The 15096-nt window shown below is 49.6% G+C and carries 15 protein-coding genes; 7 read left to right on the top strand and 8 right to left on the bottom strand.

Going from position 1 to position 15096, the window contains the following annotated elements:
- Nucleotides 1-5 precede the first annotated feature (5 nt).
- Genes IE094_RS04490 through IE094_RS04480 form a run of 3 tightly spaced genes read right to left on the bottom strand, consistent with a single transcriptional unit; the run spans nucleotide 6 to nucleotide 5013 of the window.
- Nucleotides 6-1223: an NAD(P)/FAD-dependent oxidoreductase gene (locus IE094_RS04490; protein ID WP_189639330.1), complete on the bottom strand. Its 1218-nt coding sequence runs from the start codon at nucleotides 1221-1223 to the stop codon at nucleotides 6-8.
- Nucleotides 1220-2923: a hydantoinase B/oxoprolinase family protein gene (locus tag IE094_RS04485; RefSeq protein ID WP_189639329.1), complete on the bottom strand. Its 1704-nt coding sequence runs from the start codon at nucleotides 2921-2923 to the stop codon at nucleotides 1220-1222. The genes IE094_RS04490 and IE094_RS04485 overlap by 4 nt, the downstream gene beginning before the upstream one ends.
- The gene (locus tag IE094_RS04480) at nucleotides 2923-5013 is read right to left on the bottom strand and encodes a hydantoinase/oxoprolinase family protein (RefSeq protein WP_189639328.1); all 2091 of its coding nucleotides are present in this window, start codon (nucleotides 5011-5013) and stop codon (nucleotides 2923-2925) included. Before IE094_RS04480 ends, IE094_RS04485 begins: the two co-directional genes overlap by 1 nt.
- 210 nt (nucleotides 5014-5223) lie before the next feature.
- Between IE094_RS04480 and IE094_RS04475 the strand changes: the two genes are divergently transcribed.
- Nucleotides 5224-6102 (top strand): hypothetical protein, encoded by an 879-nt coding sequence (locus IE094_RS04475; protein WP_189639327.1) that lies wholly within the window; start codon nucleotides 5224-5226, stop codon nucleotides 6100-6102.
- Here IE094_RS04475 and IE094_RS04470 read toward each other — a convergent pair whose 3' ends face one another.
- Nucleotides 6103-6702: a GNAT family N-acetyltransferase gene (locus IE094_RS04470; RefSeq protein WP_189639326.1), complete on the bottom strand. Its 600-nt coding sequence runs from the start codon at nucleotides 6700-6702 to the stop codon at nucleotides 6103-6105.
- A 166-nt stretch (nucleotides 6703-6868) separates the two neighbouring features.
- Here IE094_RS04470 and IE094_RS04465 point away from each other — a divergent pair, with 166 nt between their 5' ends.
- Entirely contained in the window at nucleotides 6869-7261 is a 393-nt protein-coding gene (locus IE094_RS04465) for a helix-turn-helix domain-containing protein (protein WP_189639325.1), read from the top strand.
- Nucleotides 7262-7274: 13 nt separating this feature from the next.
- On the opposite strand, the gene IE094_RS04460 is transcribed toward IE094_RS04465, so the two are convergent.
- A complete protein-coding gene (locus IE094_RS04460; RefSeq protein ID WP_189639324.1) occupies nucleotides 7275-7979 on the bottom strand; it encodes an orotate phosphoribosyltransferase in 705 nt (234 codons plus the stop codon).
- 104 nt (nucleotides 7980-8083) lie between these two features.
- Here IE094_RS04460 and IE094_RS04455 point away from each other — a divergent pair, with 104 nt between their 5' ends.
- Complete coding sequence (locus IE094_RS04455; protein ID WP_189639323.1) at nucleotides 8084-9283, top strand: AMP-binding protein; 1200 nt, start codon at nucleotides 8084-8086, stop codon at nucleotides 9281-9283.
- The gene (locus tag IE094_RS04450; protein ID WP_189639322.1) at nucleotides 9280-10386 is read left to right on the top strand and encodes a thiolase family protein; all 1107 of its coding nucleotides are present in this window, start codon (nucleotides 9280-9282) and stop codon (nucleotides 10384-10386) included. The genes IE094_RS04455 and IE094_RS04450 overlap by 4 nt, the downstream gene beginning before the upstream one ends.
- Here IE094_RS04450 and IE094_RS04445 read toward each other — a convergent pair.
- Genes IE094_RS04445 through IE094_RS04435 form a run of 3 tightly spaced genes read right to left on the bottom strand, consistent with a single transcriptional unit; the run spans nucleotide 10375 to nucleotide 12241 of the window.
- Nucleotides 10375-10920, bottom strand: coding sequence for a biotin transporter BioY (locus IE094_RS04445; RefSeq protein WP_189639321.1), 546 nt, complete (start codon nucleotides 10918-10920; stop codon nucleotides 10375-10377). The two genes, IE094_RS04450 and IE094_RS04445, sit on opposite strands and share 12 nt — an antisense overlap.
- 9 nt (nucleotides 10921-10929) lie before the next feature.
- On the bottom strand, nucleotides 10930-11538 hold the full coding sequence (locus IE094_RS04440) for an energy-coupling factor transporter transmembrane component T family protein (protein WP_189639320.1): 609 nt from the start codon (nucleotides 11536-11538) through the stop codon (nucleotides 10930-10932).
- Nucleotides 11531-12241: an energy-coupling factor ABC transporter ATP-binding protein gene (locus IE094_RS04435; protein WP_189639319.1), complete on the bottom strand. Its 711-nt coding sequence runs from the start codon at nucleotides 12239-12241 to the stop codon at nucleotides 11531-11533. The genes IE094_RS04440 and IE094_RS04435 overlap by 8 nt, the downstream gene beginning before the upstream one ends.
- A gap of 253 nt (nucleotides 12242-12494) precedes the next feature.
- On the opposite strand from IE094_RS04435, the gene IE094_RS04430 reads away from it, so the two are divergent.
- The 3 genes from IE094_RS04430 (at nucleotide 12495) to blaOXA (ending at nucleotide 14937) form a co-directional block, all read left to right on the top strand.
- Nucleotides 12495-12740, top strand: coding sequence for a hypothetical protein (locus tag IE094_RS04430; protein ID WP_189639318.1), 246 nt, complete (start codon nucleotides 12495-12497; stop codon nucleotides 12738-12740).
- 191 nt (nucleotides 12741-12931) lie between these two features.
- A complete protein-coding gene (locus IE094_RS04425) occupies nucleotides 12932-14146 on the top strand; it encodes an MFS transporter (RefSeq protein ID WP_189639317.1) in 1215 nt (404 codons plus the stop codon).
- Nucleotides 14147-14151: 5 nt separating this feature from the next.
- Entirely contained in the window at nucleotides 14152-14937 is a 786-nt protein-coding gene (gene blaOXA / locus IE094_RS04420; protein WP_189639458.1) for a class D beta-lactamase, read from the top strand.
- Nucleotides 14938-15096 lie beyond the last annotated feature (159 nt).

Raw genomic sequence — 15096 nt, 5'->3', positions numbered from 1 at the left:
GGGGGTTAAATCACCGCAGTTTCAACCATGGGTTTGTTTTCATTAACGCGATCAAAATGAAACGGTGTCATGTCCAATGATTGGTATGTGTCATGCACCATAATTTCTGCGATACCACGCCCCATTGCGGGGGATTGTTGCAAACCATGGCCTGAAAATCCGTTCATGAAATAGAAATTTGTAATTTCGGGATGTGGCCCGATAATCGCATTTTGATCCAGCGTATTATATGCGTAATGCCCAACCCATTCATTTTGTACTTTGATCGCATCAAATTGGGGGATACGCGTAGCAAGGATTGGCCAAACTTTATCTTGCCAAATATCGTGATCCATATCGAAATCATCGTATTCAACGATGGGGTCACGCGCGGTGTGCCCACCACATTGATACGTGCCACCACCGTTTTCGCGTACATGCACACCCGATGGATCGATGGTTAGCGGCAAATCGCGATCCAGTGGTTTTTCCGCGCTAAACACCCATGAAAATCGTTTGCGTGGTTCAACAGGCATATCGACACCAACCATTTGCGATGTGCGCACCGCGCGTGGACCCGATGCATTCAACACCTTACCACATGCGATTTTCTCACCTGATGCGAGTGTTATCGATTTTACCTGACTACCAGAACTATTTTTGGTTATCGCCACAACCTCGTTCTGGATATATTCAACACCTGCCTCTTGCGCCTTGCGCCGCCACCAATCAAACACGGTTGATCCGTCCCAATATCCCTCGTCCACCAAATTGATCGAACCCAGAACAATGTCATCGACATTGTAAAACGGATAGGCACGTTTGATCGCCGCGGCATCCATGACCTGTGTCGCCGCACCCACTGCGTTTTGCAATTTTTGATTTCGCCGCAGAACATCGGCAAAAGCGTTATTATCCGCAAGATACATGTAACCAAAGCTGCGTATCGATAATGGGGGAATGCGTTCGTCTCCGCCCATATATTCGCGCAGGTTTTTCACATAATCCGCCGCGAACTGGGAAATGCGCACGTTCAATGTGGTTGAAAATTGTTGGCGCATACAACTGTTGGTGTGGGTGGTGGATGCAAATTCATATGTTGCATCACGTTCAACAACCAACACCCGCCCGTCAAAGGTTTTGTCTTGGCTTAAAAACCAAGCCGCAGATGATCCCATGATCCCGCCGCCGATAATCACGATATCATAGCTTTGCTGTTTGGGCGTTTGAATTTGTGCACTCATTTCAAATCACCTCCGTTTTGGATGATCATGGCAATGTCATCAACATCTGCTTGGCTTAATCCATAATCATCCATCGCGGATTGCGCACAAATATAGCCACGCAACAAATCTCGTTTTACCAATTCTTTGTCACGCAATTTTACATCGCCATAACCGCCACCACCTGGCAGCGCCAACATCACCTTGCGCCCAGATGCAACAAACTGTTTGCCCTTGCCGCGCATGACTGTGCCGTCATCCTGCGCAATTGTGGTGGGTGCACCTGCGCCACCATCACGGCGACCATTCGCCGGGTGATCGACGCGATCAAACATGGCTTGGAAATCAAATTCATATCCGGCCTGTGCCCCCACTTCCATATATTGACCAAGCCCGCCGCGTTGTTTCCCAACACCACCTGAATTTGCGCGCAACTCTTTGCGCCAAATGATAACAGGGCCTGCATGTTCGGTGGCTTCGATTGGCATCGTCATCACGCCCGATGGAAATGCGGTTGCGTTCAATCCATCATGGTTTGGGCGCGCCCCTGCGCCACCAGAATTGAATGTCAGCACTTCGGATCGCGCGGTGCTACCGGTTGGTGCATCTTTACTTGGGCGTAATGATACTTGGAAATTGCACAAACATCCCGCGCCTTCTGCAGGAACAACATCGGGCAGGATTTTATCCAACGCATTATAAACCGTATCAGGCACAAAATGCCCCACGATATGGCGCAGCGCAACAGGTGCTGGATGCACGGCATTCACAATGGTATCAACAGGAGCCTCCATTTCAAATGGTGCCAATGATGCAGCGTTATTGGGGATTTCAGGCGCGATGGCACATTTCAGCGCGTAACATGCGTATGCTTTGGCATAAACTTTGGGACAGTTGATACCCTTTTTATCCACACCAGATGTACCCGCAAAATCGCAAATGATGCGATCTTGTTCAATTGACAGCGTCACGCACAGCTTGATCGGTTGATCAAACCCATCAACAGTCATTTCCCCGCTCGCCGATTTGCGAGGCAACGCATTTATCCGCTCCAAAGTGGCGCGCCGCGAATTGTCCAAAATAAATTCAGCAATGCCAGTCAGATCAACCAGATCAAATTCACCCATCATTTCGATCAATCGCCGATGGCCAATTTCATTACATGTCGACAACGCATAAAGGTCACCGATCAATTGATCAGGCTCGCGCACATTACCCCGCACAATACGCACCAAGGTTTCATCAACCACACCGCGTGCTGCAAACTTCATGATGGGAACATATAATCCTTCTTCGAAAACGCTGGCCGCATCGGCACCAAAACCACGCCCACCCACATCAACCACATGCGCGGTGCAGGCGAAAAATCCAACCAAATTTCCGTTGCAAAACGACGGTGTCACCATGGTGAAATCATGCAAATGCCCCGTGCCTTCCCATGGGTCGTTCGTTACATACACATCGCCTTCGTATATATTCGCATGTCCAATGCGACGAATGAAATGCGCCACCGCATCGGCCATCGCGTTCACGTGGCCGGGCGTGCCCGTAACCGCCTGTGCCAACATGCGTCCATCTACATCGTAAACCCCTGCGGACAAATCGCCCGCCTCGCGAACGGAGGTGGAAAATGCAGTTCGCACCAGCGCTTGTGCCTGTTCTTCGACCACAGAAATCAAACGGTTCCACATAACCTGATATGCGACATTAGAATGGGTCATTACACTGTTCCTTTGTCATTGCGGGTAACGTCGATACAGCCATCTGATTGGCGCGTTGCGATGCGACTGGACGGCACGATAATTGATGTTTCAGATTCAACAATAACGGCGGGGCCACCAATCGTTTCCCCGTTCAACATGGTTTTGCGATCAACAATATTGGACGCGACAAATTTGGATAATGCGGGATCAAATACATCCCGCACAGATGCGATTGTCGGATCACCAGCATTTGACGATATCACTGCGCGTTCCACAGGTTCGGGTGGTGTTGTTGCATTCACCGCCCATACCGTAATTTCAACGTCCATTCCCTCCACGGATCGCCCGAACAGCTTGGCATACTCCGCCTCAAACAGCGTCAAAAATTCGTCGCGGCAAGGATTCATCGCTTGATCTTCACTGATCACAATAGGAATTTCCCACCCTTGCCCCGCGTATCGCATATAAACTTTGAACTCTGACAAAATTGGCGATGTCGCATCACAATTGCGCACAAATCCCGTTGCCTCGTTTTGCAATTCAGACAGCAATGTTTTTATTTTATCCGCGTCAAACCCTGACAGTTTCATATAAACAGAACGGTTTGCCTCAAAACTAAACGGTGCGCGCAAAAATCCGATGGCCGAACCAACACCTGCACCCGCAGGCACCAACAATCGATCAACGCCCAATTTTTCACACAAACGCCCCGCATGAAGCGGCGCCGCACCACCAAATGCGATCATCGTATATTCGGACAAATCTTCGCCGTTTTCCACGGCATGAACCCGCGCCGCATTTGCCATATTTTCATCGACGACCTCGGCCAAGCCAAACGCTGCGGTTGCGGCGTCCACGTCCAATGGATCACCCAGAACGGATTGCAACGATTGTGCGGATTTTTTTGCGTGTAACTGGATTGAACCACCCGCAAAATTATCGGGGTCGAGTTTCCCCAAAACCAAATCGGCATCTGTCACCGCTGGTTGCGTGCCACCACGCCCGTAACACGCAGGCCCCGGTTCAGAACCCGCACTTTCAGGACCCACACGAATTTGTTTCATCGCGTCCACATGCGCCAGCGATCCACCGCCCGCGCCAATTTCCACCATATCAATTACGGGGATTGATATCGGCATGCCGGATCCCTTTTTGAAACGATATGTGCGGGCAACTTCGAACACGCGGCTGGTTTTTGGGGTTTGATTTTTGATCAAACATATCTTGGCAGTTGTGCCACCCATGTCAAAGCTTAATACCTTATCCAACCCGTATCGCGCGGCAATATTAGCGGCAAATACCGCCCCCCCTGCCGGGCCTGATTCAACCAAACGCACGGGAAATTCGGCGGCATTTTCGATGGATATGATTCCACCCCCTGAATGCATCAAAAAGATATTGCATGAAACCCCTTCGCCCGCCAAGCGATCCGCCAAACGCCCTAGGTAAGATTTCATCAATGGCTTGATATAAGCATTCGCAACAACGGTATTAAACCGTTCGTATTCACGCATTTGTGGGCTAACCTCGCATGACAAAGACACCATGATATCAGGAGCCTTTTGCGCCAACACATCGCGCACCAATTCTTCGTGGATTGGATTCAGATACGAATGGATCAACCCAACCGCCACCGTTTCATAACCAGCGGCGATAATATGATCCACAATCCCCTCCACTTCATCGCGTTCCATCTGGATAAGGATTTCACCGCGCGCATCAATGCGCCCCGCAACCGTGTAACGCATTTGTCGTGGCAGTAATGGTTCGGGCAAGTTTAGATTCAAATCATATTGCTCGAACCTGCTTTCGGTGCGCATTTCGATCACATCACGAAAACCTTGCGTCGTGATCAATGCGGTTTTTGCTCCACGTCGTTCAATCAACGCATTGGTTGCCAATGTCGTACCATGAATAATCTGTGTGATATCGCAGGGCTCTAACCCAGCCTGTTGGCAAACCTGATACATACCATCGATGATCGCATTTTCGGGCGCATCATACGTGGTCAGTACCTTCGTTGAAAAACGCTGAGCGCCCGTTTCCAACACCACATCGGTAAATGTCCCACCGATATCAACACCCAACCGCACAGAAGAATTTGCCATCGCTCATACCTTTGATTTTTTTGAAAACTAATCAGCACTGCGCCATTTAATCCATCACTTTTTTGCTCGTTTCCAAGATAATTACCTCCAGTTCATTATTTTGCCTGAATTAAGGTGGAATATGCTCCCATTCGTGCGCTCTCGCAAATTTGCAAATCCTTGGGTCGCATAGCACTAGAAAATATTGAACTTGAACGGTATGCCTTTGTAATGAAAAATTTCTCCACGCTATTTATTGTGATTTTTATGTGGGCGGTGTTTTGCGTTTGCGCATTTATTTTTCTGTTTCTTGGATTGGGCGTTGCTGCAGGGTGTGGTGCACTGGCGAACACGAATTTTTGCAATCCAAATTATCTGCCGTGGTTTTTCACCTTTCTTGGTATCAGCATATTCACCTTTGGTACGATTGCCGCTTGGGCCACGCTACAGATCAAAAATTATGATAAAAAATATACCAAGTATTTTGTGATCGCGTTGGCCGTTTCACTGATCGTTCAAATCATACTGCCATTTGCGGTAAAATCGCAGCCACAGTTCTTAGTCCAACACATTGGCAACACGCCCTACAACGTACCGCGCATCTATACACAATCAGGGGAAAATGTTGCCCGTGACGATGCAAAAATGACCATCACTTACTGTAAAAACTCTCTTCGCGGCGTTTATCAAGGTTCGCAATATTGCGAGGAACAAGAAGCAATTGTTGATCAGCTTGCGCTTACAACAGCATATCAACCTGCGCAATTTTTACGCGAAGTGCTTAAGCAATCCGCATCCGACAATCGTGTGCCCAACAAACGTGATTGGATCGAATTTTGTGAAAAAACGATCATCGGAGATACGGTTTCTTGCATTAATTTTCGCACGATTTATCGGCGCAAGAATATCAACCATTTTGTCTTGGACGCAGATGATAATTTGATAGTGTTCGCCAGCTGTCCACGCATCGGAAAGCCAGGTTGCGACATCGTTTCGCAAACTGAACTTGGCCGAATGTTTTATCGCTATGACGGGACCACGTTTTTTAATCCAGATGCCTGGGGTGCCTATGAATCACGCATTGTCGATATGATCAAATCTTGGCAATGACTATGTGCGCGGCTTGGCCAATTGCCATTGCAAATGCGCCTTCACTGTTGGCCATTCACTATTGATAATGGAATACAACGCCGTGTCGCGTATGGTTCCATTCGCCACTTTCATGTGATTGCGCAAAATCCCATCGGGCTTTGCTCCCAAGCGTTCAATCGCACGCCTGCTCTGCAAATTTACAACATGGGTTCGAAATTCAACGGCGATGCAATCCAACACTTCGAACGCATGACCCAACATCATCAATTTGCATTCGGTGTTGATCCCTGATCGTTGCACCGATTTGCGATACCATGTCGATCCGATTTCCACTCGCTTGTTCTGGGCATCAATATTCATAAATGTCGTCATGCCCACGGCATGTCCGCTGGATTGATCGATAATTGCAAACGGCTGCATTGATCCAACGTTGCGCAGCTCACAGCGTCGCTCGATTTCCATCGCCACATCGTCTGGCGCAGGAATCCACGTGTACCACAATTTGTGCAATTCGCCGTCTGCTGCACTTTCTTGTAGATCACTACAATGATCCATCGAAAGCGGCTCTATCTTCACGAGTGTTCCTGACAACACCACATCATCTGGCCAAACAGACATATTCAAATCCTTTCATGTTTCGCAAATCCAATCAAAGGTGTCGCCAAACGTCCAGTCGTATTTGCTAGATTTGGTAAAACCGAACCAAGGTACAGTTTACAAACCAACCACAGGCGCGTTAGGTCTGTGCACAAGATCAACCAAACCCCTCGCCACGGAGCAGCAAGTGTCCAACGAAAAACCAGACAGCACCGAATTTTTCAACGAAGACGTCGCCACATTTGGAGATCGGCTAGAGGCCGCGCGCAACGCAAAGGGAATCACGACCCAAGCATTGGCACAAAAGCTGGGCGTGAAAAAGAAAACGGTAAAGGCATGGGAAAATGATACTGTCGAACCACGCGCCAATCGCATCCAAATGCTGGCTGGTTTGTTAAATGTATCAATCATCTGGCTGATCAACGGCGAGGCAAACGGCACCGAAAATGTTGCGCAAAGCTTTGATCGACCAGAGGGCGTGAATGATACGCTTGGCGAAATCGCCAGCCTTAAATCCACGCTATCCCACGCGCTTGAACGGCTTGAAAATTTGGAAACGCGGCTGCGCGATCTTAATTAATCGCGGGGCGCCTTTATTTGGCAACCGGCAATTCTGAAACGCCACCATGTGCCGCAGACCATTCCAATGGCGCATTTAAAAATGCTTCCACTTGGTCGAGTTTTTCTGCGCTGAATTTGCCCTGATCGCGCGCAACCTTCAAAACATCCCACCATGTTACCAAATAATGAAGCTTAAGCCCGTTTTCGGCCAACATCTCATGGGTGTTTTTGAAAATATCGTAGTAAAATACAACCAACGTATGATCGCATTTTGCACCCGCATTGCGGATTGCTTCTGCGAACATCAATTTGGACCCACCATCGGTTGTCAAATCTTCGACTAACAATACGCGCTGGTCTTCGGAAATATCGCCCTCGATTTGCGCATCACGGCCATAACCTTTGGGTTTTTTGCGCACATATTGCATTGGCAATCCCATGCGTTCCGAAATCCACGCGGCAAACGGGATGCCTGCGGTTTCACCACCTGCGGCGGCATCAAACTGTTCAAACCCAACATCGCGGTACAATGTTGCCACGGCAAAATCCATCAACGCGGATCGGATGCGCGGGTAGCTGATCAATTTGCGACAATCAATATAAACGGGCGATGCCAAGCCAGAAGCAAATTTATAAGGTTCCTCTGGGCGGAATTTCACCGCGTCAATTTCCAGCAACATCGATGCCGCCAATTCGGCCATTACGGATTTTTCGGGGAATGTGTTTGGAAATGTCATCGGATTGTCCTGCTGTTAGCGTTCCACAGGGTTTAGCCAGATTCGCCCGCCCTGCCAAGGCTGTGATTGCACCTGATTGCCCCGCAGTTTAGACATTTATCACCATGACAACCGATTTAACCACAAAACCGATGCGATCTGCGCAAAACACCCCGCTTCAGGCGGGATATGGGGCCTGGGCGGACACATTGCCCAGCAATGCACGGGTGGTCATTTGTCTGCATGATCCATTCCATGCGCTCGCCGCATTTTTTGGCATATTATCAACAGGGCGCATTTGTGGTGTTGCGAGTGTGAATATTGCGCAAAACCTGCCCGATGATTTTATCATACTAAATACGCCTTGCGCACCGATCACCAACGCCTTGCACGAGCGAACGGCGACACGGTTCATCACTTTCAGTGGTGGAACCACAGGCACGCCCAAGGCCATTTTGCGCAGCACCGAAAGCTGGATTTACAGCTTTGATCGCAATGGCATCACAGCCGATGATCGTGTGGCGGTGCTGGGTTATTTATCCCACTCACTTGCGTTTTATGGTGCGGCAGAGGCTGCTTTTGTTGGTGCAAAAATTGCATTTTTGTCACCACGCGCAAAACTGTGCAATCATGATATTAACGTCATTTATGCCACCCCAACACAGCTGAAAATCTTGTGCCAACAAAACGCAATCAATCTCGAAGTGAAACATATTTTCGTGGGTGGTGGCGCATTAAGTGCAAATGATCACGCCACCCTGTCCACATATTTTCCAAACGCGGTGATCAAAGTGTTTTACGGCGCCGCCGAAACCAGTTTTGTCACCATCAGTGACGCGACCACGCCAACGGGATCGGTTGGCAAACCCTATATCGGTGTTGATGTTCAAATCCGCAATGGCGGCGTTTTCGTCAATAGCCCGATGAATGCAACGCGATATCTGACATCAGACACTGCCGTTGTTGGTTCAGATGGATATGTTGACGTTGGTGAGCTTGGACATTTTGATACCGCTGGAAACCTGTTCATCACCGGGCGGCGCGATCGTGCAATCAACATTGCCGATCAACTGGTGCATCTGGATGAAATTGAACGCGCCGTATTGGCAAACGATGGTGTTGAATATGCCGGCGTCATTGCCATCCGCGATGATTTGCGCGGCCATCAATTAGCCTGTGCGATCTGTGGTGATGTCGGGCGGATGAATGACATCAAACATCTATCGAAACGTCGTATCTTCACGATTGATGATTGGCCAACCCTGCCCTCTGGTAAAACAGATTATCGCCGTATCACCGCATTGATAAAGGATCGCATGACATGAGCAAACACGCCTATGTCATCGCCGCAAGGCGCAGTGCAGTCATGGCACAAAATGGTGCATTTGCCGATGTTGCGCTCCATGATTTATGCGCGCCAGTGATCAGTGCAACTTTGTCTGATGCCAAACTTGATTCAGCGCAGGTGGATGAATTGATATTGTCCAACGCATTATATGGTGGTGGCAACCCAGCCCGCATGGCGGCACAGGCCGCAGGTCTGCCAAATAGGGTGGCAGGGCTGTCGATTGATCGCCAATGTGTTGGTGGGTTGGATGCGATTTTACTGGCGACACAGATGATCCAATCGGGTTCATCCCATGCTGTTATCGCTGGCGGAGGCGAAAGCGCATCCATGCGCCCCATCCGCATGACACAGGGGAAAAACGGTGCACCACCGGTCTCATATGATCGCCCCGCGTTTAGCCCCTTTGCCAACCAAGATCCCGATTTGCACGTCGCCGCAAACGCATTAAATATCCCCCGAAACGCCCAAGATAACTGGGCGATTGAAAGCCATGCAAAGGCCATCCAACACCGCGCCGATCTGCGCCGAGAAATTGTGCCCATCGCGGGTGCAGGTGAAACCGATGGATTTACCCGCGTATTATCCCCCGCGTTATGCCAACGCGCCAAACCAATCATTAGTGACATCACCGCCGCCAATACCGCGATCAGCGCGGACGGTGCTGCATTTGTCTTGGTAGTGTCCGAACAGATGTTAAAATCTCTGGGGAATCCACCCGCATTGCGCATCGTCAACGGGATAACACTGGGTGGTGATTCATCCCAACCAGCACTTGTTCCAATTGGCGCAATTGAAAATTGTTTAAACCAAACCGGTATGGCGGTGGATAGCCTCACCCAATGTGAAATCATGGAGGCCTACGCCGCGCAAGCGATTGCATGTGTAAACGGCGCATATCTAGACGCGGATCGCGTGAATATCAAAGGTGGCGCATTGGCTCGTGGCCACCCAATTGGCGCATCAGGTGCGATTTTGGCAGTGCGCCTGTTTCACGATCTGGTGCAAAAAAATGGCGGCACAGGTTTGGCCGCCATCGCCGCCGCTGGCGGATTGGGTACTGCGCTGATACTAGCTTCGTGACATCACTGCATTTGGGCGGGCTTTGTATATTGCTTGGGTCACGACACCTGCCAACAACGCCTTCACCGCATCACCAGGAATGAACGCAGTCACTAATAGCAACGATTCAGTAAACGATTTTTCCAGCTTCCATGCCAATCCCATAACGCCCAAAATATACAACGCAACCACGCCGCCGATGATTGATCCGATCACGCTGACAATCATGATATTCATATCCTTGGCACGTTCCACAATCAAACCAGTGACGAATGCCGCAATAGGAAAGCCCAAGAAAAAGCCAACGGATGGTGATTGAATTGCCTCGAGCCCGTTACGACCACCTGCCAAAATTGGCAGGCCAACAATGGCGAGCCCGACAAATAACAACGCGGCCAAGAACCCACGCTTGGCACCCAATACAGTTCCCGCCAACATCACGCCCAGTGATTGCGCCGTGATTGGCACACCAAATCCAAGCGTTAATTTTGGCAATAAACCCAGCACCGCGATGAGTGCTGCGAAAAGCGCGATAAATGTAAGATTTCGTTCCATATGTGTCCCCTAATGGTCCGATGTCACGCCACCACGGGCGCGCAAGGCTTCTGATATATGTTCTGCATCGTCAATTGCCACGAAACACAGCGGCAACACAACCCGCCATCCAACACGTTTTGGGCTGCGCGCGCGCCAAGAGTTGGCAATATCTGCGCTTTTTTGAAACAAGACGGGCGTAAAACGAATTACCATGGCAAACGCCAGCGCGATGGATCGGGTGTTTATCCCCAACAGTTTTAGTGGGGCCAGCAATATCATCACCACAGCGATCATATCATCCAAACGGGTGGTCATGGTTACGAAATTTGCAATCCCGACGAGCGCGAACATTTTAAGGGTGATACGGATCCCTTCGCCAATCTGTCCCGTAATCACATGATAAATCAACAATATCGCCATCATCCACGCCAAGGGTTTCAACATCTTCAACCCTTGCGCACAGGCCATACGACCAAGTGTGAGGTATAAACAGGTCACCCCCCCAACAATCACCGCCAAAATCGCGATATCGCGTATTGGAAACATCGCAAATGATATGACAACCAACAGCGCAAGTTTCACCCACGCAGGAATGGAATGCGCCCAGCTTTGCATTGGCAATGTAAGGCTAAGCATCAGGTTGCCCCGCACGCGCGGTCATTTCGGTGATGTATTTTGGAATAACATCCGCAGGCGTGCCATCGCCAACAACTTGGCCCTGATCCAACCAGATCACACGGTCAAATCCCGCCAATACATCCATGTCATGGGTAATCAACACCACCTGTTGATCCAGTGCATCAATGCTACGGTGTAACTGAATCGATGTTGGCAAATCCAACCCCGCATAGGGTTCATCGAACACCAACAATTTAGGCTGCATGACCAACACCGACAACAGGCACAAGAAATGCCGCTGTCCTTGCGATAAATCATGGGTGGAACGGTTTGCCCAATCGCGGCGGTCAAATTGCGTTAAAATGGCCAGTGCCGTACGGCGCGCTTGATCCTTAGGTTGCCCCAATTGTGTTAACCCGAATGCGATTTCTTCTTCGCATGTGGGGAAAATAATTTGATGATCTGGGTTTTGAAACAACATCCCCACGGTTTTCAACGCCGCTTTACGATCGTTCCAGATATCAACACCGTGGACGCGCAAATCACCCGAATTGATTTGCAACAATCCCAAAATCACACGCGCAAGCGTGGATTTCCCCGATCCATTCGCCCCGATCAGACCGATGCGTTGTTCATCCGCATGAAAAGAAACGTCATTCAGCACGGGTTTGCCATGAACCGACAAAACCACATTATTGAGCGATAACCCACCAGATTCCATTTGCGCACCTACTACATTTGCCTATGCAAATATCACCAATGCATCGAAAATACAATGCAAAAAATTCACAATGAACTTCACTTTAAGGTACTGACAGCGACGATAAAACAATCTAGAAGCGAAAAAAGGTAATTAACATTCAAATCGCATTCATATTAAGATATTATTTCACAACAGCGCCTTTAAAACCAAAATTAAATTTCCATATTGGAACCGTACAAGGGGTACATTTATTATTATTGGAGTAACAAGTATGGGTCGAATTTCATTCACCACAATCAGAGCACTTTTGCCGATTTTTGCGGCATCCGTTTTGATGGTTGTATTGGTGCCTTTCGTGGTTATTAATGACAATACCTTGGCCAGTATGATGGCGATTTCAGGGTTTATGGCGGTGGGGCTTGCATTAACATTGGTATATCATCAGATTCAGCACAGTGATTTGATCTCTCAAATCACTCAGGCTACAAAAGATCGCGCGAACGCGCAAAACAGTTAAGGTTCTTTCGCTCTTTCAACCGTTTACCCCCCCCAAACGGTTGTTCGCTCAAGAGCTGGGACCTGGCAACGCCCAGAGTATACGATATCCTAGTGTCGTTTCTCTGGGCGTTTCTTTTAAGGGGTACAAAGTTACATGATAGGTACAAAATCACCGTTGGTCTTTGATCTGAATTCCCCTAGACCAGAATTATGAACCTTGCCGCATTACGACATTCAGATTTTCGCCTGTATTTTTTGGGGGGCGCATGTGCAGTAAATGGCATGTGGATTTTGCGCGTGGTCATTGGTTGGCTTGCGTGGGATCTGACACATTCAGCGAGTTTCGTTGGCCTGATTGCCAGCCTATCAATGTTTCCAACATTATTCAGCGGCCCGTTTTTTGGGGTCTGGGTTGATCGTGGTGATATAAAACTTGCGAATTATCTCACGAACATTGGCATGATGTGCTGTACCTTCGCGCTCTTGCTCGCAAATCTGTTGGGGTTCGCAACCCCCATATTGCTCAGCGCGGTTGCGCTTGCGGTGGGGATCGTTGCATCCGCGCATCATCCTGTGCGTCTGTCGATGGCGCCACGCTTGGTTGGCCGCGAAGATGTTAGCTCTGTCGTGGCACTTGCCGCGATCAATTTTAACGTTGCACGCCTGATTGGCCCCGCGATTGGTGGCGTGTTGATCGATCTGGTCGGTATCCCACTAACCCTGAGCGTGACGCTGATCCTTTATTTGCCAAGCCTTGCGATCATTCACCGCCTGCAACCGCGCAACGCGCCCGAAACCGCACCAGAAAGCTTTTTCAGCGCCTTTCGCACAGGCATCAAATACATCGCAAACCGCCCCAGCATTATATCCGCACTTGTTCTGATTTCGGTCATGTCATTTTGTGTGCGCGGGATCATGGAAATTTTACCCGTCATCGCCGATGGCGTGTTTGAACGTGGTGCGGTTGGCTTTGGCCAAATGACATCGGCCATTGGCGCTGGATCATTATGTTGTGCTTTGCTGAAGGGGCTCGCAAGTGCACGGCCAATAACCGTAATTAACCCCGTGACAATTATCATTGCTGCGTTTGGCATTGTGTTTATGGGTGTGGTTGGCAACACGCAATCATGGACATTTGCAATCATCGCGGTCTCGGTGTTGGGGTTTTGCACCACTTACGTTGGGGTCACATTACAAGCATCCATTCAAACCGACCTGCCCGATAATATGCGCGGGCGTGTGATGAGCATCTGGGTCGTTGTCGCCATGAGCGTCACCGCAATGGGTGCGGTCGCACTTGGGGCGTCGGCACAGTTTTTCTCGATCCCTGCCACGACGTTCGCCACCACCATGTTTGGCCTAACGGCGCTGATCGCCATCGCTGCATTTTATTATCGCGCGCGCAAACGAAAGCTGTCGCGTTGATCCGAATGCTTGCCCCCTTTGCCAGTGGCATGTTTTTGGCGCTGAGTGCATCCGCAAACACGCTATGCCAAATTGTCGTTGACACAGATACACATAACACGGTGCGTGAAATCGGTGATTGCAATGCGCGATATACGCCCGCATCCACATTCAAAATTCCGCTGGCCGTCATGGGTTACGATGCGGGTTTTCTACTTGATGCGCAAACGCCCAGCATTCCTTATCGTGATGGATATGTTGCCTGGGGTGGTGCCAATTGGAAAACCGACACAACGCCCGCGCGTTGGTTGCAATATTCCGTTGTCTGGTATTCCCAACAAATCGCAAAATCACTTGGACAAACACGCATTGAACAATACGCCCGTGATTTTGGGTTTGGCAACGCTGATCTGTCTGGGGACGAGGGCAAAAACAACGGGCTGGAACGAGGTTGGATCAATTCATCATTGCAAATTTCCCCCCGTGAACAGGTACAGTTTATATCAAAACTGATCACGTATGATTTGCCCGTGGAAAACAGCGCGATTGATAAAACCTTGGCAATCGTCACCGAATTTTCCGCCAATCACGGCTGGCAGGTCTGGGGCAAAACTGGTTCTGCCTATCCGCGCAAACCATCGGGTGGGTTTGATTATGATCGCGGCTGGGGCTGGTTTGTGGGCTGGGCAAAACGCGATGAAACCACGATTGTGTTTGCGCATCTGACGCAGGATGAAAAACGCCCAAACGTATCCGTGGCCAAACGCACACGTGCGGCGATGATAAAAGCGATTGAATCGCTGCCCCGTTAACACCCAAAATTCAGACAAAAAAATAGGGGGATCGAAATCCCCCTAGTTAGATTTTCAGGCTCATCGTTGTACTGCTCGGTACCGATTTATGCCTGCGGCCTGAAAACGCTGGGGCGAGCGCACCCGCCCCGAACCTTGTTGCACGGCGATATTCACCGC

Origin of the sequence: Paramylibacter ulvae (assembly GCF_014652655.1) — a bacterium.
GTDB classification, from domain to species: Bacteria; Pseudomonadota; Alphaproteobacteria; order Rhodobacterales; family Rhodobacteraceae; genus Amylibacter; species Amylibacter ulvae.
This window is presented reverse-complemented; position numbering and strand designations above follow the sequence as displayed.

What these genes read in the sequence shown, in the direction of transcription:
- IE094_RS04490 (WP_189639330.1), bottom strand. Translation starts at nt 1,223, where the DNA reads ATGAGTGCACAAATTCAAACGCCCAAACAGCAAAGCTATGATATCGTG.
- IE094_RS04485 (WP_189639329.1), bottom strand. Translation starts at nt 2,923, where the DNA reads ATGACCCATTCTAATGTCGCATATCAGGTTATGTGGAACCGTTTGATT.
- IE094_RS04480 (WP_189639328.1), bottom strand. Translation starts at nt 5,013, where the DNA reads ATGGCAAATTCTTCTGTGCGGTTGGGTGTTGATATCGGTGGGACATTT.
- IE094_RS04475 (WP_189639327.1), top strand. Translation starts at nt 5,224, where the DNA reads ATGAAAAATTTCTCCACGCTATTTATTGTGATTTTTATGTGGGCGGTG.
- IE094_RS04470 (WP_189639326.1), bottom strand. Translation starts at nt 6,702, where the DNA reads ATGTCTGTTTGGCCAGATGATGTGGTGTTGTCAGGAACACTCGTGAAG.
- IE094_RS04460 (WP_189639324.1), bottom strand. Translation starts at nt 7,979, where the DNA reads ATGACATTTCCAAACACATTCCCCGAAAAATCCGTAATGGCCGAATTG.
- IE094_RS04455 (WP_189639323.1), top strand. Translation starts at nt 8,084, where the DNA reads ATGACAACCGATTTAACCACAAAACCGATGCGATCTGCGCAAAACACC.
- IE094_RS04450 (WP_189639322.1), top strand. Translation starts at nt 9,280, where the DNA reads ATGAGCAAACACGCCTATGTCATCGCCGCAAGGCGCAGTGCAGTCATG.
- IE094_RS04445 (WP_189639321.1), bottom strand. Translation starts at nt 10,920, where the DNA reads ATGGAACGAAATCTTACATTTATCGCGCTTTTCGCAGCACTCATCGCG.
- IE094_RS04440 (WP_189639320.1), bottom strand. Translation starts at nt 11,538, where the DNA reads ATGCTTAGCCTTACATTGCCAATGCAAAGCTGGGCGCATTCCATTCCT.
- IE094_RS04435 (WP_189639319.1), bottom strand. Translation starts at nt 12,241, where the DNA reads ATGGAATCTGGTGGGTTATCGCTCAATAATGTGGTTTTGTCGGTTCAT.
- IE094_RS04430 (WP_189639318.1), top strand. Translation starts at nt 12,495, where the DNA reads ATGGGTCGAATTTCATTCACCACAATCAGAGCACTTTTGCCGATTTTT.
- IE094_RS04425 (WP_189639317.1), top strand. Translation starts at nt 12,932, where the DNA reads ATGAACCTTGCCGCATTACGACATTCAGATTTTCGCCTGTATTTTTTG.
- blaOXA (WP_189639458.1), top strand. Translation starts at nt 14,152, where the DNA reads ATGCTTGCCCCCTTTGCCAGTGGCATGTTTTTGGCGCTGAGTGCATCC.